The 19,651-nt window shown below is 54.5% G+C and carries 25 protein-coding genes and 1 pseudogene; 20 read left to right on the top strand and 6 right to left on the bottom strand.

What is annotated here, in order from left to right:
- Window positions 1-10: 10 nt before the first annotated feature.
- Both KH208_RS09560 and KH208_RS09555 read right to left on the bottom strand, forming a co-directional pair.
- Window positions 11-328, bottom strand: coding sequence for a helix-turn-helix domain-containing protein (locus tag KH208_RS09560; RefSeq protein ID WP_291435792.1), 318 nt, complete (start codon window positions 326-328; stop codon window positions 11-13).
- Between the two features lie 67 nt (window positions 329-395).
- Window positions 396-695 (bottom strand): immunity protein, encoded by a 300-nt coding sequence (locus KH208_RS09555; RefSeq protein ID WP_291435790.1) that lies wholly within the window; start codon window positions 693-695, stop codon window positions 396-398.
- Between the two features lie 219 nt (window positions 696-914).
- Between KH208_RS09555 and KH208_RS09550 the strand changes: the two genes are divergently transcribed.
- The 14 genes from KH208_RS09550 to KH208_RS09485 all read left to right on the top strand — a co-directional run bounded on the left by KH208_RS09550 (window position 915) and on the right by KH208_RS09485 (window position 11,891).
- The gene (locus KH208_RS09550; protein WP_291435788.1) at window positions 915-1,274 is read left to right on the top strand and encodes a TraK family protein; all 360 of its coding nucleotides are present in this window, start codon (window positions 915-917) and stop codon (window positions 1,272-1,274) included.
- An 18-nt stretch (window positions 1,275-1,292) separates the two neighbouring features.
- Window positions 1,293-2,018, top strand: coding sequence for a conjugal transfer protein TraL (locus tag KH208_RS09545; protein ID WP_291435786.1), 726 nt, complete (start codon window positions 1,293-1,295; stop codon window positions 2,016-2,018).
- A gap of 8 nt (window positions 2,019-2,026) precedes the next feature.
- Window positions 2,027-2,488 carry a hypothetical protein gene (locus KH208_RS09540; RefSeq protein ID WP_291435784.1) on the top strand — a complete coding sequence of 154 codons (462 nt, stop codon included), beginning with the start codon at window positions 2,027-2,029 and terminating at the stop codon, window positions 2,486-2,488.
- Complete coding sequence (gene trbB, locus KH208_RS09535; protein ID WP_291435782.1) at window positions 2,488-3,465, top strand: P-type conjugative transfer ATPase TrbB; 978 nt, start codon at window positions 2,488-2,490, stop codon at window positions 3,463-3,465. The genes KH208_RS09540 and trbB overlap by 1 nt, the downstream gene beginning before the upstream one ends.
- An 18-nt stretch (window positions 3,466-3,483) precedes the next feature.
- Complete coding sequence (locus tag KH208_RS09530) at window positions 3,484-3,696, top strand: Com family DNA-binding transcriptional regulator (protein ID WP_291435781.1); 213 nt, start codon at window positions 3,484-3,486, stop codon at window positions 3,694-3,696.
- Entirely contained in the window at window positions 3,665-4,018 is a 354-nt protein-coding gene (locus KH208_RS09525; RefSeq protein ID WP_291435780.1) for a TrbC/VirB2 family protein, read from the top strand. Before KH208_RS09530 ends, KH208_RS09525 begins: the two co-directional genes overlap by 32 nt.
- Window positions 4,015-4,311, top strand: coding sequence for a conjugal transfer protein TrbD (gene trbD, locus KH208_RS09520; RefSeq protein WP_291435779.1), 297 nt, complete (start codon window positions 4,015-4,017; stop codon window positions 4,309-4,311). The genes KH208_RS09525 and trbD overlap by 4 nt, the downstream gene beginning before the upstream one ends.
- Entirely contained in the window at window positions 4,305-6,719 is a 2,415-nt protein-coding gene (locus KH208_RS09515) for a conjugal transfer protein TrbE (RefSeq protein WP_291435778.1), read from the top strand. The genes trbD and KH208_RS09515 overlap by 7 nt, the downstream gene beginning before the upstream one ends.
- A gap of 49 nt (window positions 6,720-6,768) precedes the next feature.
- On the top strand, window positions 6,769-7,569 hold the full coding sequence (gene trbJ / locus KH208_RS09510; RefSeq protein WP_291435777.1) for a P-type conjugative transfer protein TrbJ: 801 nt from the start codon (window positions 6,769-6,771) through the stop codon (window positions 7,567-7,569).
- Between the two features lie 9 nt (window positions 7,570-7,578).
- Complete coding sequence (gene trbL, locus KH208_RS09505; RefSeq protein WP_291435775.1) at window positions 7,579-8,592, top strand: P-type conjugative transfer protein TrbL; 1,014 nt, start codon at window positions 7,579-7,581, stop codon at window positions 8,590-8,592.
- A 44-nt stretch (window positions 8,593-8,636) separates the two neighbouring features.
- Complete coding sequence (locus KH208_RS09500; RefSeq protein ID WP_291435773.1) at window positions 8,637-10,484, top strand: recombinase family protein; 1,848 nt, start codon at window positions 8,637-8,639, stop codon at window positions 10,482-10,484.
- An 82-nt stretch (window positions 10,485-10,566) separates the two neighbouring features.
- Window positions 10,567-10,734 (top strand): transposon-encoded TnpW family protein, encoded by a 168-nt coding sequence (locus KH208_RS09495; protein WP_291435771.1) that lies wholly within the window; start codon window positions 10,567-10,569, stop codon window positions 10,732-10,734.
- Window positions 10,735-10,850: 116 nt separating this feature from the next.
- Entirely contained in the window at window positions 10,851-11,162 is a 312-nt protein-coding gene (locus tag KH208_RS09490; RefSeq protein WP_291435769.1) for a DUF3847 domain-containing protein, read from the top strand.
- Window positions 11,163-11,252: 90 nt separating this feature from the next.
- Window positions 11,253-11,891, top strand: coding sequence for a hypothetical protein (locus KH208_RS09485; RefSeq protein ID WP_291435767.1), 639 nt, complete (start codon window positions 11,253-11,255; stop codon window positions 11,889-11,891).
- Window positions 11,892-11,946: 55 nt separating this feature from the next.
- Here KH208_RS09485 and KH208_RS09480 read toward each other — a convergent pair whose 3' ends face one another.
- Together KH208_RS09480 and KH208_RS09475 are read right to left on the bottom strand one after the other, a co-directional pair.
- Window positions 11,947-12,489, bottom strand: a complete 543-nt coding sequence (locus KH208_RS09480) for a GNAT family N-acetyltransferase (RefSeq protein WP_291435766.1) — start codon at window positions 12,487-12,489, stop codon at window positions 11,947-11,949.
- Window positions 12,490-12,534: 45 nt separating this feature from the next.
- Window positions 12,535-12,948 (bottom strand): DUF3795 domain-containing protein, encoded by a 414-nt coding sequence (locus KH208_RS09475; protein ID WP_291435765.1) that lies wholly within the window; start codon window positions 12,946-12,948, stop codon window positions 12,535-12,537.
- Between the two features lie 541 nt (window positions 12,949-13,489).
- Here KH208_RS09475 and KH208_RS09470 point away from each other — a divergent pair.
- Genes KH208_RS09470 through KH208_RS09455 form a run of 4 tightly spaced genes read left to right on the top strand, consistent with a single transcriptional unit; the run spans window position 13,490 to window position 16,942 of the window.
- The gene (locus KH208_RS09470) at window positions 13,490-14,230 is read left to right on the top strand and encodes a type IV secretion system protein (RefSeq protein WP_291435764.1); all 741 of its coding nucleotides are present in this window, start codon (window positions 13,490-13,492) and stop codon (window positions 14,228-14,230) included.
- Window positions 14,231-14,238: 8 nt separating this feature from the next.
- Window positions 14,239-15,168, top strand: a complete 930-nt coding sequence (gene trbG / locus KH208_RS09465; RefSeq protein WP_291435762.1) for a P-type conjugative transfer protein TrbG — start codon at window positions 14,239-14,241, stop codon at window positions 15,166-15,168.
- On the top strand, window positions 15,168-15,683 hold the full coding sequence (locus KH208_RS09460; RefSeq protein WP_291435761.1) for a hypothetical protein: 516 nt from the start codon (window positions 15,168-15,170) through the stop codon (window positions 15,681-15,683). The genes trbG and KH208_RS09460 overlap by 1 nt, the downstream gene beginning before the upstream one ends.
- Window positions 15,684-15,691: 8 nt before the next feature.
- A complete protein-coding gene (locus KH208_RS09455; RefSeq protein WP_291435759.1) occupies window positions 15,692-16,942 on the top strand; it encodes a TrbI/VirB10 family protein in 1,251 nt (416 codons plus the stop codon).
- A 9-nt stretch (window positions 16,943-16,951) separates the two neighbouring features.
- On the opposite strand, the gene KH208_RS09450 is transcribed toward KH208_RS09455, so the two are convergent.
- Entirely contained in the window at window positions 16,952-17,320 is a 369-nt protein-coding gene (locus tag KH208_RS09450; RefSeq protein WP_291435757.1) for a type II toxin-antitoxin system RelE/ParE family toxin, read from the bottom strand.
- Window positions 17,307-17,597 carry a type II toxin-antitoxin system Phd/YefM family antitoxin gene (locus KH208_RS09445; protein WP_291435754.1) on the bottom strand — a complete coding sequence of 97 codons (291 nt, stop codon included), beginning with the start codon at window positions 17,595-17,597 and terminating at the stop codon, window positions 17,307-17,309. The genes KH208_RS09450 and KH208_RS09445 overlap by 14 nt, the downstream gene beginning before the upstream one ends.
- Window positions 17,598-17,744: 147 nt before the next feature.
- Between KH208_RS09445 and KH208_RS09440 the strand changes: the two are divergent.
- Both KH208_RS09440 and KH208_RS09435 read left to right on the top strand, forming a co-directional pair.
- Window positions 17,745-18,707 (top strand): annotated as a pseudogene (locus KH208_RS09440) (type IV secretory system conjugative DNA transfer family protein); the annotation flags it as partial.
- A 232-nt stretch (window positions 18,708-18,939) separates the two neighbouring features.
- Window positions 18,940-19,651, top strand: a 712-nt coding sequence (locus tag KH208_RS09435; RefSeq protein ID WP_367114958.1) for a tyrosine-type recombinase/integrase, incomplete at its 3' end; no start/stop codon positions are given.

Below are 19,651 nucleotides of genomic sequence, written 5' to 3'. Positions count from 1 at the left end.
CTTTTAGCGCTTAATTTTTTTCAGTTTCTCTCCCCCCACGTGCATGGTACAAAAAGGCAATGAAACTTTTCCGCGAATACAGCACACGAGAACCAAGCCGAATAAAAGGAGCACCCTCTCCTCGACTCCTCTGCGTCTTCAAAGTCGCTGCCGACAACGAGAACAATAATGCCGCCTCCTTTTCCGTCAGATACTCTTTCCGACGGATACGCTCCATCTCGCAGATCACCTCAACAACCGGCGCAAGGATTTTCTCCAAGGCGTTGGCGATTGCTTTCTCAAGGTCGATATCCTGATCGGCTACGGTAATTTGCTTGGGCGCTCTCATAAAAAGTCATAGCATCCTAAAAAGGAAAATACAGTAAAAACTCCAAGAAATTACTTCTTGGATTTTTTTATTCCTCCGGCTGTGTTCTGGCCTGCTCTTTAGCTACAGCCATCAGATAGCTGAGATCTTCTCCCAGCACGTCAGCCATAAGCTGCGCGTCTGAAATCAGGACGCCTTGCGGTTTTCCGGTATTGGAGGCCTTGCTGCGCATGGCTGTCCATCTGGCTGCCGCCGCTTTCGGCGTATCACTCGGCCAGACTTTGGCGGCGAATTCGCCTTTTTTCCAGCCTTTCGCTTTCACCCTACCTGCTACAAGCTCCACAAACGCCCGCTCAAGGGCGGTGGCGAAATTGTATTCTGTTGCCATGAGCTTCCTCCTGTTGGATGCAATATACCGGAAATTCCTTTGTTGTCTATCCAAAAATTCCTGCTAATAAATCGAAGAAATTCCTTGAATTCTATTAAAGGAGGTTACAGGAAATGCACAATTATTGGCGAGGTTTGAATAAACTGCATACAGAAATTTGCAGTTTATCCGCATGCTTTGAAGCAGACAGGCATTACAAAGACTGCTTGCGGAAAGGCGATGGCAAAGGGAACCGGCATGGAATCTGAGCGAAGCCGTCTATCAAACAACATGGCTGGGATTGAGTTTGTGGCGTGTCTAGAAGTTATCAAGGAATTTCTGGAGAAAAGCTGGAAGCATTCCCAGATTCATCGCCACCTGAAGCAGGAAGGCAAGATCACCATGTCTTACGGGGCGTTTTGCTACCACATGCGCCGTCTTTCACTGGATAAACACCGTCCGGGTGAAGCGCCGCCTAAAGTCAAACCGAAGGCTGCGCTGGCTCCGCCTGTGCGCCAGAATAGCGGGCCACGGCACATTGCAGCGCCCAGCAACCAATTCCCCAATCCACGGGACATGAACCCTGAAGACGCCATTTAACCAAAGGACATCATTCGTATGGCAACCATCCATTTCATTCAGCAGGGGAAAGGCGGCGTGGGCAAGTCCATGATTGCCGCCATCCTGTATCAGGTGCTGCGCCACCTGGGCAAAAAGGTCGTGGCTTTTGACACCGACCCGGTAAACGCCACGTTCAAGGGATTTCAAGAGTTTGAAGTTGTCCGCCTGGAGATTCTGAAAAACGGCGATATTGATCCGCGTGAATTTGACGGGCTGATCAACAGGATCGCTGAACTGCCCGGCGAAACGCATGTGATCGTGGATAACGGCGCATCCTCCTTTCTCGCGCTCAACAGCTACATCAAGGAAAATGATGTGCTGGGCATCCTCACAGAGAGCGGGCACAGCGTCTATTTCCATTCAGTCATCACGGGCGGACAGGCCGTTGCGGACACGGCGCTGGGTCTGCGTTCCCTGGCTCTCGGTTTCCCCGATTCCCCCATTGTGGTCTGGCTCAACCCCTATTTCGGGGAAATCCGCATGGATGACCGGCCCTTTGAGGAATTCAAAGTCTATCAGGAATTCGGCAACCAGTTTTACGCCGTTATCACCATTCCCCAAGGCAACAAGGCCACGCTGGACAAGGATCTGGAAATCCTGTTCGCCAAGCGGCAAAGCTTTGCCACGGCCATCAACTCCAGCCAGTCCATTGTCATGCGCTCGCGTTTGTCCCGGTACTGGAATGAGCTTGTGTCCCTGGTGGAACAAGCCGCCATCGCATAGGGGGAGCCATGTCTGACACTGAAAACATGGAACAGTCAGAAATCCCCGCCGTGCCTCCCAAGCCGGAAGACGCCGTGCCTGACGGCATCGGTCTTACCCTGGAGCAGGTACAAAGCCTGCTCGCCCAAACGCATAAAAAGGTCGTGGATTACCACGATCCCATTCTCATGGTCGTAACCATGCTCAACGCGCACCTGGCTGAAGTGGAAAAACTCCACGCTCGGCACAAGGAAGGCCTGGGCAGGCTGATGGCCGATAAAACGGACGGCTATGTGTCCGGCGTGGCGGCGGCGGTCGCACAACTGACGGACAGCCTTTCTTCCGCTTCGGCAGAAGGTATCCGCAAAGTCTTTGACGATCACGCGGCCAGGCTCCAGTCATTCAAAAACAGCACAACCTGGCTCGCCGCCATTGTGGCGGTGTCGGCGCTGCTCAATGTGGCGGTGTTCGTGCTGGGAGGGCTGCGCTGATGCTCATGCGCCCCGGTGACGATCTGCGCCTGTTGGAAGGCCTGCACCACGCCTGCGGCCCGCTCTTCATGGACGCTCTGGAAAATCCGGACGTGATCGAGATCATGCTCAATCCGGACGGCTCCTTATGGATCGAAAAATACGGCCAGGATCATGAGCCTATCGGCGTTATCCCCATTGCGCAAAGCAGGCTCATTCTCTCGCAGGTGGCCAGCGGCCTGAATCTGACGGTGAATGAAAAGAATCCCATTGTGGAGGGGGAATTTCCGCTGGACGGTTCCCGCTTTGAGGGCACGTTCCCGCCCATTGTCGGGCCGGGGCCGTCTTTCTCGCTGCGTAAAAAGGCCAGCCGGGTTTTCACCCTGGAGGAATACATGCTTTCCGGCTCCATCACGCCGGGAGCGGTGGCCCTCATTGAAGACGCCGTGCTGCACCGTCCGAACATCGTCGTTGTCGGCGGTACGTCCAGCGGCAAGACCACCTTTGTGAACGCCGTCATTGACGCCGTTTCCCGGCTCACGCCCACGCACCGCCTGATCATTCTGGAGGATACGGCGGAACTGCAATCCAAAAGCCCCAACACGGTGTTTCTTCGCACGTCCGTTCTGGCGGAAGTGGATATGAGGAAGCTCGCCAAAGTCAGTATGCGCTACGCGCCCAAACGCATTTTGGTGGGCGAAGTGCGGGACGCCGCCGCGCTGGAAATGCTCAAACTCTGGAACACCGGCCATCCGGGCGGCATCAGCACTTTCCACGCGGACAGCGCGGAAGAGGCGCTGGAGCGCCTGGAAGAACTAGTGGAGGAAGCCGGGCTCGGCCCCAAGCAGAAGCTGATCGGGCGGGCCGTGGATCTGGCCGTCTATATGGAAAAGACGCCGGACACTCGGCGGCAGATTTCCAGCATCATCAAGGTCAACAGGTTCAACCACAAGGAGGGATTGTATGAGACCGAAACCCTTTACACCGCAGCCGCATAAGGAGGACGAAAGAATCATATGAAAGCGCCTGTAAAACACAGCCCGGAGATCCGCTGCCGGGATTGCAACCGACTGCTCGCACGGGGAGCCCTTGAAGCCGGTGAAATAGAGCTTCAGTGCCCCCGCTGCAAAACCCGCGTACATCTGCGGGCCTCGCGCCCCAGCCAAGCGCCGCATGACGGCCTCTTCGGAGACCGTTATGAGAGCGAAATTCCTTCTTCCCGCCGGTAATCCTTCCTTTTCCCTGAAGGCGCTTGCCGCTTTCGGTTTTCTGGCTTTCTACCTCTGCTTCCCTGATATCGCCGCCGCGTCCGGTGGCATCACCGAATTCTCCAGCCCCCTGGAACGGGTGGTGAACACCATTACCGGGCCTGCCGGTAAATGGATTTCCATTGTGGCAATGGCGCTGTGCGGCATAATTTTTATCATGAACAAGGATGACATCAGCGGCGGTTTCAAGCTGCTCCTGTCCGTGGTGTTCGGCATTTCCTTCATCGCTTTTGCCGCCAGCATCGTGAACTCGGTGTTTTCCTTCTCCGGGGCGGTGATATGAGGCGATTCCTCCCCATTCATCAATCCTTGCACCGCCATGCCCATGTGCTTGGCGCGGAACGGGAACTGGTCATGACCAGCGCCCTGATCGCGCTGCTTGTGGGCGTGGGCGGGCTCACGGCGGTTTCCATCGTGTCGGCCATTGTGTTCTGGATCACGGCGGTGTTCGCGCTCCGGCGCATGGCCAAGGCAGACCCAATCATGAGCCGCGTCTGGCTGCGCCATGTCAAACAACAGGAATTCTACCCGGCCAAGGCGGGCCGATGGCGAGCGGCAGGAGGCTTCAAATGCTGAAACTCCTTGACTACCGCACCAAAACCAAAGGCCTGCCGGATCTGTTGCCCTATGCCGCGCTCATCGCACCCGGCATCATATTGAACAAAGACGGCTCGTTTCTGGCGGGCTGGGAAATACGCGGCCAGGATACGGCCAGCTCCACGGAAAGCGATCTGGCCCTGGTATCCAGCCGCTTCAATAACGCCGTGAAGCTCCTGGGGAGCGGCTGGATGCTGCACATGGATGCAATCCGCAGTTCCCACAAGGCCTTCCCGGCCCCGGAAAAGGGGCACTTCCCCGATCCGGTGACACGGCTCATTGACGAGGAACGCAGGGAGCACTTCAGCGGTAACAGGTGCTTCAGCACCAGCGCCATTCTGACCGTCACCTATAAACCGAACTTCCAGGCGGCCAAACTGGCCGGAAAGGCGCAATCGGGGGTTGCGTCTTCCGGCGCTCTGGAAAAGGCGTTGTCATACTTTCAGGGGATGCTGGAAGAGCTGGAAGACGCGCTTTCCGCTGTCCTCTCCATGCAGCGGTTGCTGGAATATCCGGTGGCAGACACGGACGATGCCGATTGGCTCCAATCCGATCTGCTTTCCCATTTACAGTATTGCGTCTGCGGCGAACTCCAGCCCATGCGGGTGCCGCGCACTCCCATGTATCTGGATGCACTCCTGGGGAGCGAAGACCTGGTGGGCGGCATCATTCCGCGCCTGGGCAACCGGAATCTGGCGGTGATCTCGCTGGACGGCCTGCCGCAGGAATCCTACCCGGCCATGCTTCGGGAGTTGGACGCTCTGGCTCTGGAATATCGTTTCTCCAGCCGCTTTATCTGCCTGGATCAATATGACGCGGCCAAGGAGATCAATTCCTACCGCAAGGGCTGGCGGCAGCAGGTTTACCGCTTCCTGGATCAGTTCTTCAACAATCCCAATGCCCGCGCCAACCGTGACGCTCTGCTCATGGCCGAAGACGCGGAAACCGCGCTCACGGAAGTACAAGGGGGCTACGTCAGCGCGGGCTATCTGACTTCCTGCATTGTCCTGATGCACGAAGATCAGGAGCGGTTGCAGGATTGGGCGCGGGATTTGCGCCGCACGATGCAGACGCTGGGTTTCGGCTGCCGTATCGAATCCATCAACGCTCTGGAAGCCTGGCTGGGAACGCATCCTGGCAACAGCTACGCCAATTTGCGGCGTCCGATGGTCAACACGCTGAATCTGGCGGATCTGCTGCCGCTGTCTTCGGTCTGGACGGGCTCTCCGGTCAATCCGTGCCCGTTCTATCCTCCGGACTCCAGGCCGCTGGCCGTGCTGATGACGGATAACTCCACGCCGTTCTGGTTCAACATTCATGCGGGCGATCTCGGTCATACGCTCATTTTCGGGCCGACCGGCGCGGGCAAATCCACCTTGCTGGCGCTCATTGCCGCGCAGTTCCGTGGCTATGAAAACGCCCGTATCTTCACCTTTGACAAGGGTATGAGCCTGTTTCCGCTCTGCTTCGGGGCGGGCGGCGATCACTTCAACATCGGCAATGCTGATGAACTGGCCTTCGCGCCGCTCCAGCGCATTGACTCGGAAGAAGAACGCGCCTGGGCGGAAGAATGGATCGCTTCCCTCATGGAGTTACAGCAGTTCACGGTCATGCCCAGCCATCGCAACGCCATTCACACGGCAATGGAAACCCTGGCCGCAAGCCCGGAGAACCTGCGTACCCTGACGCATTTCTACCATGTGGTGCAGGACAGGGAAATCAAGGAGGCCATCCAGCACTACACCACGCAGGGCGCGATGGGGCGGCTGCTGGACGCGGACACGGACAGCCTGAACCTCTCCCGTTTCATGGTTTTCGAGATCGAAGACCTGATGAACCTGGGCGACAAAAACATGGTGCCGGTGCTGACCTACCTGTTCCGGCGCATCGAAAAGGCGCTGGACGGTTCTCCCACCATTCTGGTGCTGGATGAAGCCTGGATCATGCTGGGGCACCCGGTGTTCCGGGCCAAGATCCGCGAATGGCTGAAAGTCATGCGCAAGGCCAACTGCGCAGTGATTCTGGCAACGCAGAGCCTTTCCGACGCCAGAAACTCCGGCATCCTGGACGTTCTCACCGAGTCCTGCCCCACAAAGATTTTCCTGCCCAACAGCGCCGCTGAAGATGCCGGTCAGAAGGAACTCTATGTGGGCATGGGCCTCAACGACAAACAGATCAACATCCTCAAAACCAGCGAGCCTAAGCGGGACTACTACATTGTCAGTCCGCAGGGGCGGCGCAAGGTGCAACTCGCCCTGAAGAACAAGGCGCTGGCCTTTGTCGGCGCGTCGGACAAGGAAAGTATCGCTCGTATCCGTGAACTGGCCGTGGAATACGGCCCGGATGCCTGGCAGGAGGCCTGGCTGCGCGAACGGAACGCAGCATAACCCAAACGCCGGGGGGCTGCGGCTCCCCGGCCTTACTCATGGAGCCTTTATGAAAAAGTATCTTTTGAGCCTGGCCGTGCTGGTTCTGTTCGCCACGCCCGCCCACGCTCTTACCGTCACCTGCACGAATTGCAGCACCAATCTGATTCAGTTGCTGGATCGCATCACCAATGTGGAAGAGCTTTCCAACGCCATCAAGCAATACCAGGAGGCAGTTGAGCAGACGCGCCAGCAGATCAACATGGTGCGGCAGAACATTGAGCAGTATGAAAACATGCTCCAGAACACGGCCATGCTCCCGGCCAATCTGGTCAATGAGCTGAAAAACAGCATCACGCGCTTGGCCAGCCTTTCCAGTACGCTCCGGACGCAACGCGGTGACATTGTGGCCCTTGGCGAGATTTTCACCAACCTGTTTCCGGAACAGGCGCTCTTCGGCACCCTGGCCGGAGCGAGCCCGGAACAGGTGGAGGAGGCCAACCGCCGCTACCGTCAGGAATGGGATAAATGGGCGGAGTCCGTTGACCAGGCTTCGCAGGCCACGTTCCAGCTCTCCGGTCAGCAGCTTGCCGACTTGCAGCGCGATCCGGCGCGTTTCCAGCAATACATTGATGATCTGCTTTCCACGCCGGACGGCCAGCAAAAGGCCATTATGGCGGGTAACCAGCTCTCCGCGCTCCAAGTGCAGGAAGCTCGGCAACTGCGTGAGCTGATGGCCACACAGGTGCAGTCGCAACTTTCCAGCCAGATGAAGGCGGAAAAAGAAAGCCAGATGTCGGAGGAAGTCTGGCGCGAAACCATCAAAACGGATCGGATCGGCAAGGCAAAGGCCAAGCCCGATCCCTTTTAGGCGGCGGCTATGAAAAAGCATTTTCTGCTTCTGGCCGCAATCTGCCTCCCGGCAATGGCTCTCCTGCTCTTGCCGGAGCAAGCCTTTGCCGCTGATGAAGATTTTGTGTCGAAGCTGGTACGCGAGTTCTACACCAAGACAAGCACATGGGAACCGACTTTGAAGCGGTACGCGCTGATCGTGTTCCGCTGGCTGGTCATTCTGGAAGTGTGTTTCCTGGGTATCAAGGCCGCGCTCAACCGCGATCAGATCCCGGACATCTTCAAACAGTTCGTTATGCTCCTGCTCATGGCCGGGTTCTTCCTGGCCGTCATCAACTATTACCAGGAATGGGCCTGGAACCTGATCAACGGCCTCGGCAGCATCGGCAGAGAGCTGACGCCGGGCGGATACTCTTCGGAATCGCCGTTCCTCACGGGCATGCAACTCGTCAAATTGGTGCTGGACAAACTCTCCGTCTGGTCGCCGGGCAACTCCATCGCGCTGCTCATCGCGGCGCTGGTCATCATCATCTGTTTTGCCCTCATTTCCGCGCAGGTGGTCTTCATCAAATGCGAAGCAATGGTTGCCATGGCGGCGGCGCTGATCCTGGTGGCCTTCGGCGGCAACTCCTTTCTCAAGGATTACGCCGTCAACGCCATTCGCTATGTGCTGGCCGTGGCTTTCAAACTCTTCGTTATGCAGCTCGTCCTGGGCGTGGGCATCGCCTTCATTGAAGGATTCTCCACTTCCACAGCGGAGCTTCAGGACATCTTTGTGGTCATTGGCGCGTCGGTCGTGTTGCTGGCCCTGGTCAAATCCCTGCCGGACGTGTGCGCGGGCATCATCAACGGCTCGCACGTTTCCAGCGGCGCGGCGCTTACCGCTTCCGCCGCCGCTGTGGGCGGCGCTGCCATCGGCGCGATGGTGGCCGGGACGAACAGCATCCAGAATGTGAAAGACGCGGCGAAAATCGCGGGCATGGATGGGGCAACAGGTATGGGGGTGGCGGCGAGCATGGCGAAATCCCTGTGGAGCGCATAATAACAACTGTAAGGCAAACTATATAGACGACAGGAGGAAACGCCATGAACCAATACAGCAAGATAACCGCGCTATACTCTCGCCTTTCAGTTGGTGACGAGGACAGGGACGGTGGCGAGAGCAACAGCATTCAGAACCAGAAGATTTTTTTAGAGCGATACGCCAAAGAGCAGAAATTGACGAGCGTCAAACACTACATTGACGACGATGAAAGCGGCAGATTTTTTGACCGTTCCGCCTATGTGCAGATGATGGAAGATGTAGAAAACGGCAAAGTCGGTATTGTGATTATGAAAGACATGACGCGATGGGGGCGCGACTATCTCCAAGTGGGAAACGCTATGGAAATATTCCGCAGAAACAACGTGCGGTTTATCGCAATCAATAACGGCATAGACAGCGCGGAGCCAAGCACATTGGAGTTTGCGCCGTTCATCAATATCATGTCAGAGTGGTACGCAAGGGACATCAGCAAAAAAGTGAAAACAGGCATTAAGACGAAAGGAACCAGCGGAAAGCCAATCGCCACCGAAGCCCCTTACGGCTATGTCAAAGACCCAAACAATAAAGATTTTTGGTTGATTGACGAAGAAGCCGCCGAAGTTGTCCGCTTGATTTTTCGCCTTTTCATGGACGGGAAAAATCGAAACCAAATCGCCGTTTATCTGAAAAATGAGCAAATCCTTACCCCGACCTTTTACCTCAAACAGCACGACAGGGGGACGGCGAAAAGCAAGCCTTTGAATGAGGAAAACCGGTATAACTGGAACAAGGCTACCTTGACCCACATTCTCACAAGACAGGAGTATTGCGGCGATGTAGTCAATTTCAAGACCGCCAAGCATTACAGGGATAAGCATTCCAGCTATGTAGATAAAAGCCAGTGGCAGATAATCGAAAACGTGCATGAGCCGATTATCGACCGCGCCACCTTTGAAAACGTACAGCGCATACTTGCAGACGCCCCAGTGAAAAGACCCAACGGGGACGGTTACATTCACCCGCTTTCCGGTCTGATGTATTGTAAAGATTGCGGTACGAAAATGCACATTCGCACTATCCGCAAAAGTGACGGTAATCACTATGTCACCTATTGCAGTGAATACGCCAAAGGAAAAGCCAGACACCCTAAATGTCATTCACCGCACCGCGTTGATGTGGATATTGTCATGCAGAACATAGCGGAAGTTTTACGGAAGATAGCACAGTATTCCTTAGCCGACAGAGCCGGATTTGAAGCGTTGGTGAAAAACAGCCTTGCCAAAGGGCAGACGGAAGAAATGAAGAAACAGCAGAAACGTATCCCGCAGATAACGCACCGGCTGGAACAGATTGAAAAGGTCATGGATAAGCTGTATGAGGACAACGCCCTCGGAGCCATCGAGCCGGATCGCTATGAACAGCTATCGCGAAAGTACGCGGAGGAATACTACCCGCTGAAAAAAGAACTGGAAGAAATCCAGACGCATTTATCGGAGCGCGAAAACCAGAGCCAACGGGCAAAAAAGTTTATCCGTCTGGTGGAAAGCTATTGTGATTTTGAGGAAGTCACCCCCACCGCCATCAACGAGTTTATCAGTAAGATTGTTGTGCATGAGCGTGATGTAAAAGGGGCGAGATATGCCGTCCAGCGCGTGGAGGTGTATTTTAACTACATCGGCAAGTTTGAAAACAAACTGACCGAGCAGATGGAGCCAACGGAACAGGAATGCAAGCGCATGAGGGAAGAAATCGAAGAAGCCAAAAAAGAAAAATGCCGCGCCTATCATCGGGCTTATTACAAAGAATACCGCGCCGAAAATATTGAAAGGCTCCGCGAGTATGACCGCATGAAAGCGCGGGAGTACAGAGCGAGGAAAAAGGCACAGACCGCCTTGCAACCCGCACAATAAAACCAAATACCCGCCGCAACAAGAGGTTTCCTAATCATGGGAAATCTCTTTTTTTGCCGCCAAAATCAAAAGGAGAGATTGCATGACAAAGACCACCGAAACGCCGGACGCGCCCCGAAAGCCGGACGGTATTCTGACAACGCGGATAAACAACCAGACCTTTATCACCGAGATATTCTTCAACCACGACAGCAACGACACATTCGGGGACAAGCTGCTGAAAGTGATAGCGACCGAGGAAACGACATGAATACCGAAACGCGAAAAGCGGCTTGTTCATAAAGAAAGGCAAGTCGCTTTTTTGCGTTCTATTCCATTCCTATCCCTTCCATTCACTTCTCAAAAACTGAAAGGAGCGTTTGACACATGGCAAAGACCAAGACCGAGAAAATCACGAGCATTGAAGAAGAAATCCGGCAGCTTGAAAACCGGCGCAGACAGCTAGTGCAGGAACAGAAAGCACAGGAGCGCAAGGACAGGACGAAGCGGCTATGCCGGCGCATGGGGCTTTTTGAAAGTATGTTACCCGACACCATCACTTTGACGGACGAGCAATTCAAGACCTTTTTAGAACAGACCGTAGCCGCCGAACCGAGCCGCCGCATACTGGGCGAATTGACCGCGCAGAACGCCGCCACAGCCGCCGTAAAGGCCGCGGAACCGGCGGCACAGTCCTGACACCCGCCCCACCACAAAAACCGCCTATACAGCGCAGGAGAGCCGCGAGGACGGGGACGCAGACGGGGACGCGACACAAGGGTAACGGGCTTGCGCCCCTACCCTTGCTTTACAGCAAGGGCGCGTATCTCCAAACTGCAAGATTGGCTGAAAGAGGAACAGGAAAGCACCGCACCGACCACCCTTGCGGACTACATTCAAGACATATTAAAGCGCAAAGCACAGGCGGGCAAATCGGACGTTTCGCAATCGCTCTATAACCTCAAAGACGCGGCGAATATGCTGAACTTCCTCACCCGTAACAACATCATGGATATGGCGGGGCTTGATAAACACTTCGGCGGCATGATTGACAGGCAGATGGATATTCGGGATAAATTGAAACCCATTGAACGGCGTTTGACCACTCTGGAAAAACATATCCAGCAAGTTGACCTTTATCTAAAATATAAGGGCAAGAAGCCGCTAACGGACACGGAACAAGCCCTATTCACGGCGGCGCACAGCTATCTCAAAGGCGTGTTGAACGGCAAGACCACCCTACCGACAAAGGCATGGAAAGCCGAGCGCGACAAGCTGACCGCCGAACGGAAAACGCTCAATCAGCAGTATCTTTCCCTCAAAGATGAGGTAAAAGAAGCCGAGCGAATCCGCAAAAGCGTTTACAGTATCCTGCGGCAAGAACAGCGCGAACAGCACCCCCGAAGAGAACAAAATGCTGAATTGTAGACGTAACCGGCGGCGGGATAAATTTAGCCTACCCCGCCGCCCTACAAACTGGGATTTAGTGCATAGCATAATTTATCTTTACCATATGAATGTGATCTTCCCAAACACCATTTATATTTAGATAATACTTTGAAATTCCCTCATTCATAAAATTATTTTTTTCTAAAACTCTTAAAGAAGCCTTGTTTTTCAGCATTACATTTGCTTCTATTCGATGTAAATCTAATTCTTCAAATGCGTATTTTGTCAGCATTTCTACTGCCATAGACATATAACCTTTATTGAGAAAATCTTTATCTAATTTGTATCCCAAAAAAGCAGAACAAAAGGCTCCCCATACCACATTGTTTAATCCTATTATGCCTATAATCTTCGTGGGTTGTTCTGCTGGTATAATATAAAAGCGAAACGCTGTCTTTTCTTCATACTCAAGTTTTTCCTTTTTTAAGACCTCTCGCTGATATTTAAGTGAAAAAAATTCTTCGTTTCGCACAGGCTCAAATGCCTCTAAAAAATCCCTGTTCCTTTTGTAGTAATCAACCACTTTCTCTACAAGAGATAGGTCTGCCGGTACAAGCTGTATATATTGATTTTCCATGTTCTACCCTTTCTACACAAATTTCGATTTGTCAATCCGACAAACTCATTTCATTTTTTCTTGACATCCGCTACATTCCCTATCGTGAATGGAAATAACGCCGCCGCATTTTAAGCAAGTATACTTCTCTTTTTGCTTTTCCATAAACATCTCTAAACCGTATCGCCGGACAAATTCACTATTTTCCATAAGGCTTGCTTGATACCTTTGGTTATAACTTTTTTCAAGATTATTAATCAACTTGCAGGGATAAGCGGAACACTCAAAACAATAAGTCAAGCCCTTTTGTCTAATACAATCTTTTATCTTGCATTTGCGGCAGTGCTCCGGCTTTCCCTTGTCGCTATTCAAACAACCGGCACATGGTTTTTTATGATAACAGTGCTTATAGCAAACCATACAATTCATTCCGCAAGGAGCATACATATTCGTATCAATATTTTCGTTTGGCATTTTCATAGCCTATTGTTCCTCTCAAAATCTTCGCTTGTCATTGCGCTTTGATTATACCATATTCGCCCATCTAAAACAATAAAATCGCTCCGTCCGTTCCGCCTATCCAGACCGACAATGGACGGGTAGTATTTTTTTGCAAATGACGCAAAAAAATCTCCACCCTTGAACCATTGACAGTCTGGATTTTTGCCGTGTCATTGCGCTGCCGACAACGGGGAACAGGATATAGAAATCCTACCCCCGCCGCCGCCAGCTTCATTCTACGGCAAAACCGGCTCCACTGGTGCGGTGGCTACCGTTAGGTTTTGCGGTGGCTCTGCCCCCGCGCCCCCGACCTCTCCCAAAGAACAGGATATTTGCGTCAATAAACAAAAATAACACTTGACAAAACGCATCATGGGGAGCCAGGCAGGACGCAAAAAGCTCCGGCGAGAAAGCTCTGAGCACCCGTACCCGCTCTGAAATGCAGGAACGCCTGGAGCGTACCCGTATGGGCCAAAATAAAGAAAACAAGGGCGAAAGCTCTTAACCGATGGTGGTATCTATGACTTTTTTCAAGGAAAAAACTGAAACATCCCCGCCCGGTTCCATGCCGGACAAAGGCGGAAATCCCTACCTCAACGGACGGGAAGAATGGCTGGAGCGGTACGGCTCTTACATCAGCCGGGCCGCGCAATGGCGCATGGTCGCGTTTGTCTGTCTTCTTCTCACCGCCGTTTCCATTACCGGCAACGGCATTCAGGCGAGCCAGGTCAAAACCGTTCCCTACATCATTGAAGTGGACAAGCTGGGCAAATCCAGCGTGGTGGCACGGGCTGATCAGGCCAGTTCCACGCCGCAGCGCCTGATCCAGGCCGAGATCGCCGCCTGCGTCAGTAACTGGCGCACGGTTACAGCGGACGTGGAGCTCCAGCAGAAGATGATCGAGCGGCTGTCTTTCTTCATGGCCGGAAGTGCCAAAGGCGTTCTGCGTGAATGGTACGAGGCCAACAATCCCTATGAAATCGCCAAGTCCGGCAAGCTGGTGCATGTGGAGATCAAAGGCCTGCCTCTGCCGGTCAGTTCCGATTCCTACCGGGTGGAATGGGTGGAAACCGTGCGTAGCCATGCGGGTGTTCTACTTGATTCCCACGCCTATGAAGCAACCGTGACGATCCAGATCAACCCGCCGACTGTGGACGCGGTTCTGCTGCGCAACCCCGGCGGTGTCTACATCACTTCGCTCTCTGCGGGCAAAGTTGTTGGCGCGACCGCCCCGGCCAAACCCCAAAACAATCAGGAATGAGGTCATTCATGAAAAAGATACTGATCTTTGTCTGCGTGTTCACGCTATACGCCGTTCCGGCTTTCGCGGCCAGCCCCATACCCGCAGGGTACCCGCCACCGCTGCAACCGGAAGCGGGAAACCCGGCCCCAGTTGCCATGCCTGAGATCGATTACCTGAATCCCAAGACGGTGCCCCTGACCGAAAAGGAAAAAAAGGCGCTACGCCTTTCCGGCTCCTGGTCGCGCCAGGGTGTTGAGCCGGTTCTTACGGGGGGCGGCAAGGTGGTCTATGTGCATGGCGCAAGCCTGCCCACGATTGTGGCCGCGCCCATGCAGGTTTGCGATGTGGAACTCCAGGCCGGAGAAACCGTGCACGAAATTGTGGTGGGCGATTCCTCGCGCTGGATGGTGGACTCCGGCAAGGCAGGCTCCGGCGCGAGTGCTACCGCGCATTTGTTCATCAAGCCGGTGGATTCCGGCCTGGAAAGTTCCGCCGTGGTCACGACTGACCGCCGTGTGTATCACCTGCGTCTTGTTTCCCAGCGTTCCGGACATACGCCGTATGTGGGCTTTCTGTACTCGGAAGGCCTGAAGCAGCAAGCCGCCTGGCGGCAAGCCAGGGAGGCGAAGGAGCGGGAATGGAATTCCACCAGTGTGGACGGCAGAACCACGGACTTGTCGGCCCTGAACTTCAATTACGAGGTCAAGGGCAAGGCGAAATGGAAGCCAGAGCGCGTTTATGATGACGGTCAGCAAACCTTCATCCGGCTGCCGGAAAAATCCGCCTCCGGCGAAATGCCCATACTGCTGGTGCGCAAAGGCAAACAGGACGGGCTGGTAAACTACCGGGTTAAAGATTCCGCCATGATCGTGGACGGGCTGTTTGACCGTATCGCCCTGGTCATCGGCGTAGGCGGCGATCAGGAAAAGGTGGAAGTCATAAGGGGGGACAAGTAATGCGTAAAACCCTTCTCGTTCTTTGTTTCGCTGTGTTGTTCGCTTCCGGCTGCGCCAAGCCTGGCCTGGTCGGTTCCTTTTGCGGCCCGCTGCCGGAGCGCGGCGCGGTGTCGGCCATTGCCGCCGATGCCGTTGCCTGCCTCTCGGAGCGGTACCCGCCCGGCCATACTTCCCTGCATCTGCTCCAGGCGGAAGACGCCACTAATGACTTTGCTGCCGCCTTTGAATCCGATCTGCGCTCGCAAGGCTTTACCCTGGCCGCTGCGGAGTCGGCTGATGTAATTGTCGTGGCCTATACCCTGGACGCGCTGGATGAAAAATCGGCCTGGTATCTGCAACTGCGCCTTTCTGATGGCAAGGCCTTTGCCCGGTCGTATACAGCCAGCGGGCAGCCGGAAGCTGGCCAGAGCCGCACGGAACAGGAATTCCGGCGCTCCATCGTAGATAAAGCAACAGAAAAAGCCCGTCATGCCTGGGATTCCGGCTCAAGCTTCGTGCAAGACACGCTGAATTAGGGGGAGGCATGAACGACAAAACCCCAAATAGCCTGGAACCAACAAAAAAGGTCAGTGTGGCTCGCATGAGCCGCTGGCCGATCTATGCCGTGCTGATCGCCGGTCTGTTTTTGCTTGGCATCCTGGTTTACAGCGTGAATTTCGCGCACAACCAGGAGGAAGAACAGGCGGGAACGCAAAAAGTGGACATCAAGGAGGAGGAGGAGGAGGAGGAGGAGGAGGAGCGGCCTTTGCTCATGGGCGAAGGCCGTGGCCTTGCTCTGGCCCCGCCAGCGGGCTCTCCGGCCATTGCCGGGCCGGAACCGAAAGCGGCTGAAATGCGCTCACGCGAGCCGTTGATTGTGGTGCAAGGCAAACAGGAACAGCCAGATCAGTACCGGCAGGAACTGGAAAATCTGCGCCGCATGAAAGCGCAGGCCCAACTCACGGCACTTTCCGCGCCGCTGGGCGTGAAGAAAAACGCAGACAGTTCTGCGCAATCTGGCCAACAGGTGGCAATGGTGCGGGAAGATCAGCGACGAGATACCGCTCCGGATATGAACCGCGATTTGTCCGCCCTGCGGGAGAACGGCTACGATCCCGCCGCCGACAAGGATAAGGAAGCATTTTTCGGGCGGGCTGAAAAAGACTCAAGCTGGATTCTGCCGCACTCCCGCACCGCCGGTCAGCCTCTTGAACTGAAAACCGGCGCGGTGATTCCCGGCGTCATGGTGACGGGCATCAACTCCGATCTGCCGGGCAACATCATCGCACAGGTTTCGCAGAACGTCTTTGACACGGCCACAGGGCGGCAACTGCTTATCCCGCAAGGTGCAAAGCTCTTTGGCGTGTACGATTCCCGCGTGATCTACGGTCAGGAACGTGTGCTGGTGGCCTGGAACCGCCTGATGTTCCCGGATGGTTCCGCCGTCACGCTGGGAGCCATGCCCGGCTCGGATATGGCGGGCAACGCCGGATACACGGATAAGGTGAACAACCACTATCTGCGTATCTTCGGCTCGGCCATTCTCATGAGCATGATCACGGGCGGCATGTCCTACAGTATGGATTCCCTGGACAGCGGCGGCGATAGCGACAATCCCAAACTCCAGGACGAAATGGGCGCGGCCCTAGCTTCGCAACTCGGACAGGCCACGCTCCAACTCCTGCAAAAGAATCTGAACATCAAACCCACGCTGGAAATCCGGCCCGGCTACCAGTTCAACGTCATAGTGACGAAAGATATTGTTTTTAAGCAGCCGTACCGGGTGGGGAGGTAGAAAATGCGGCTATTGCCTGGCGTCTTCGCTGGAAGGAATATTCAACAGCCGGTCTTTCAAAAGTTCGGTAAAGTTACGCCGTTCGTCCGCCACCACATGAATATGTACTTCATGGGCAGCCTTGCTGACCTGATAGACAACCCTGTACGGCGAAACTTGAATTTCCCGATACGAAAGAATGTTTACTCGCTTAAGTTCAGGAGGAATACGGCCACGATCGGGAAGCTCACGCAAGCTGTCCCTCGCCTGAATAAACCTGTTCAGGATCGTTTCAGCAATATCAGGCCCGTCCCGGTCGGCAATGAAGGCGAAAATACCTTTAATGTCTTCTTCGGCTCGGCGGGTAAATGCAACCCGCCAGGCTTTAGCCGCGCTCATTGCGTTTCTCCGCGATCATATTACGGATGTCGGCAAAAACTTCATCTGAGTCACGGAGATTACCGGCCTCTACATCGGCGGAGCTATCCGCGAGCATACGTAGAAGAGCCAGGCTTTGCTGCATCTGGTCATATTCGCGGACGTTCATCACAACGGCTTTTGCTTCGCCGTTTTGAGTAATAACCATCGGATTGCCGGTTTCCGCCACGGATTCCACCATTTGCTTGGCGTTATTTTTGAGCCAGGAAATCGGCTTGATGTCTGAATGTAGTTGCATATGTCCTCCATAGGGGAAAAATTATGACTGAATTTAGGGTAATCCCTCTTGAGGGATAAATCAAGATCCTTCTGAATAAACCCCTGGAGTAATGAGAGCCACGAGCCCCAACCCCGCGCCGCATGACGGCCTCCATCGGAGAATGTCATGCCCGCAAAATACGGCCTGGGCACGGAGAAAAAGAAAAGCGGCCTGCGCTGGCTCTATCTGCCGTTTATGCTCCTGCTCGGCATCGGCAGCCTGGCGCTGGCCACCCAGCGCATTGCCGCCTTCTTCAGCTATCATCCGGCACTTGGCGAGCCGTGGGGCGTGCTCTGGGGGATTCCCTGGTATGCGCCCTGGTCGGTGTTCGCCTGGCAAGAGCAGTTTGGCCCCGGCGATACCTACGGTTTCATTGAGCAGGCTGTAACACACAGCCAGGCGCTGTTCCTGGTGCCGCAATTCATCGTCATTGCCTACTGGATGGCCTTCATGAAGAAACTGAAGGCCAACGCCAATCTGCACAGCTCGGCCCGCTGGGCGGAAGAAAAAGAAATCCGCACCATGGGCTATTTTGAGAGCAAAGGCGTCTATGTCGGTGGCTGGCTCAAGAAATACGCCGGTATTTCGTCCATGCTCCGGGCACTCCGGAGCAAACCTGACGAAGTGCAACTCTACCTCCGGCACAACGGGCCGGAACACATCATGGTTTTCGCGCCCACGCGCTCCGGCAAAGGTGTCGGCCTGATTCTGCCCACATTGCTGGCCTGGGAAGGCTCCAGCATCGTTCTGGATATCAAGGGCGAAAACTGGTCGCTCACGGGCGGTTGGCGCAAATCCCAAGATCAGGTGGTGCTGCGCTTTGACCCCTCTGATCCCTCCGGCGCGTCCGCCGCCTTCAATCCCCTGGAAGAACTCCGCATCGACACCATGATGGCGATTCCGGATGTGCAGAACATGGCCGCAATGCTGGTCGATCCCAACGGCAAAGGCCTGGAGGATCACTGGAGCAAGGCGGCCTTCGCCATGCTGGGCGGGGCGATCCTGCACTGCTGCATCATGATCCGGAGCAGCCAGGGCCGCACGGCCACGCTCTATGACCTCTCCTGCATGTTGGCCGATGCAAGCCGCACCATCCAGGACTTGTTCAAGGAAATGGTGGAAGCGCCGCATGAAAAGCTCCTGAAGGAAATGTTCCCTGAGAGCGCTGGTGGCGACAAGGCCCATATCTTCATCGCCAGTTCCGCCAGAGAAATGCTGAACAAGGCGGAAAATGATACTTCTGATTTCAAGCAGTTCGTTAAAGTGTATTTATTCAGTATATTCAAAATATTGCATGCTATTTTAACTGCATGGGAATTGAATGCTGTCCGCCAAAATACACGCCTATTGCTGGTACATCTGCTGGTACGTTTTTGGCGCTCATTTTGTCGTAAACTGGTTGGAAATAAAGAGATATCACCTTGGGAGGGTAAGCATGAAATTGACCGATACTTTCGTAAAACGCAAGCAAGGAAACGGCAAAGCTCAAAAGCATTCGGACGGCGGCGGGCTGTATCTCTACATAACGCCGCAGGGAAGCAAATCTTGGCGGTTTGGTTACAGATTCATGGGCAAACAAAAACTGCTGGTCATTGGGCCGTATCCAGCCGTCAGTCTGAAAGAAGCGCGAGAACGCCGGGAAGCAGCCAAGAAACTGCTGCTGGACAACATAGACCCCAGCACTGCCAAACAGGAAGCCAAAGCGATCGCTGCCAGCGCCGCTCAAAACTCATTTCAGGCAATCGCCCTGGAGTGGTTGGAAAAATACTCGGTCAACTGGACGGCTGCTTACAAGGGCCACATCCGGCGTCGTATGGAGAAATACGTGTTTCCGCCGCTCGGCAAGCGGCCCATCAAAAGCATCTCCGCCCCAGAACTGTTGGAAGCCCTGCGCCGAGCAGAGGACAAGGGAGCCGGTTTCATGGCGCATCAGGCTCTAGGTTCAGGACTCGTTAATTGCCAACCATTTTATATCAGTGTATTTATAACGCCCGAGGTAAGTCATGAGCACACTGTTTTATCTTTCCACCGGG

This window comes from Desulfovibrio sp., from assembly GCF_018379785.1.
Taxonomy (GTDB): domain Bacteria; phylum Desulfobacterota; class Desulfovibrionia; order Desulfovibrionales; family Desulfovibrionaceae; genus Desulfovibrio.
Note: the sequence above shows the minus strand (reverse complement) of the source record. Positions and strands in the feature narration are given on the sequence as shown.

What these genes read in the sequence shown, in the direction of transcription:
- KH208_RS09560 (WP_291435792.1), bottom strand. Translation starts at nt 328, where the DNA reads ATGAGAGCGCCCAAGCAAATTACCGTAGCCGATCAGGATATCGACCTT.
- KH208_RS09555 (WP_291435790.1), bottom strand. Translation starts at nt 695, where the DNA reads ATGGCAACAGAATACAATTTCGCCACCGCCCTTGAGCGGGCGTTTGTG.
- KH208_RS09550 (WP_291435788.1), top strand. Translation starts at nt 915, where the DNA reads ATGGCAAAGGGAACCGGCATGGAATCTGAGCGAAGCCGTCTATCAAAC.
- KH208_RS09545 (WP_291435786.1), top strand. Translation starts at nt 1,293, where the DNA reads ATGGCAACCATCCATTTCATTCAGCAGGGGAAAGGCGGCGTGGGCAAG.
- KH208_RS09540 (WP_291435784.1), top strand. Translation starts at nt 2,027, where the DNA reads ATGTCTGACACTGAAAACATGGAACAGTCAGAAATCCCCGCCGTGCCT.
- trbB (WP_291435782.1), top strand. Translation starts at nt 2,488, where the DNA reads ATGCTCATGCGCCCCGGTGACGATCTGCGCCTGTTGGAAGGCCTGCAC.
- KH208_RS09530 (WP_291435781.1), top strand. Translation starts at nt 3,484, where the DNA reads ATGAAAGCGCCTGTAAAACACAGCCCGGAGATCCGCTGCCGGGATTGC.
- KH208_RS09525 (WP_291435780.1), top strand. Translation starts at nt 3,665, where the DNA reads ATGAGAGCGAAATTCCTTCTTCCCGCCGGTAATCCTTCCTTTTCCCTG.
- trbD (WP_291435779.1), top strand. Translation starts at nt 4,015, where the DNA reads ATGAGGCGATTCCTCCCCATTCATCAATCCTTGCACCGCCATGCCCAT.
- KH208_RS09515 (WP_291435778.1), top strand. Translation starts at nt 4,305, where the DNA reads ATGCTGAAACTCCTTGACTACCGCACCAAAACCAAAGGCCTGCCGGAT.
- trbJ (WP_291435777.1), top strand. Translation starts at nt 6,769, where the DNA reads ATGAAAAAGTATCTTTTGAGCCTGGCCGTGCTGGTTCTGTTCGCCACG.
- trbL (WP_291435775.1), top strand. Translation starts at nt 7,579, where the DNA reads ATGAAAAAGCATTTTCTGCTTCTGGCCGCAATCTGCCTCCCGGCAATG.
- KH208_RS09500 (WP_291435773.1), top strand. Translation starts at nt 8,637, where the DNA reads ATGAACCAATACAGCAAGATAACCGCGCTATACTCTCGCCTTTCAGTT.
- KH208_RS09495 (WP_291435771.1), top strand. Translation starts at nt 10,567, where the DNA reads ATGACAAAGACCACCGAAACGCCGGACGCGCCCCGAAAGCCGGACGGT.
- KH208_RS09490 (WP_291435769.1), top strand. Translation starts at nt 10,851, where the DNA reads ATGGCAAAGACCAAGACCGAGAAAATCACGAGCATTGAAGAAGAAATC.
- KH208_RS09480 (WP_291435766.1), bottom strand. Translation starts at nt 12,489, where the DNA reads ATGGAAAATCAATATATACAGCTTGTACCGGCAGACCTATCTCTTGTA.
- KH208_RS09475 (WP_291435765.1), bottom strand. Translation starts at nt 12,948, where the DNA reads ATGAAAATGCCAAACGAAAATATTGATACGAATATGTATGCTCCTTGC.
- KH208_RS09470 (WP_291435764.1), top strand. Translation starts at nt 13,490, where the DNA reads ATGACTTTTTTCAAGGAAAAAACTGAAACATCCCCGCCCGGTTCCATG.
- trbG (WP_291435762.1), top strand. Translation starts at nt 14,239, where the DNA reads ATGAAAAAGATACTGATCTTTGTCTGCGTGTTCACGCTATACGCCGTT.
- KH208_RS09460 (WP_291435761.1), top strand. Translation starts at nt 15,168, where the DNA reads ATGCGTAAAACCCTTCTCGTTCTTTGTTTCGCTGTGTTGTTCGCTTCC.
- KH208_RS09455 (WP_291435759.1), top strand. Translation starts at nt 15,692, where the DNA reads ATGAACGACAAAACCCCAAATAGCCTGGAACCAACAAAAAAGGTCAGT.
- KH208_RS09450 (WP_291435757.1), bottom strand. Translation starts at nt 17,320, where the DNA reads ATGAGCGCGGCTAAAGCCTGGCGGGTTGCATTTACCCGCCGAGCCGAA.
- KH208_RS09445 (WP_291435754.1), bottom strand. Translation starts at nt 17,597, where the DNA reads ATGCAACTACATTCAGACATCAAGCCGATTTCCTGGCTCAAAAATAAC.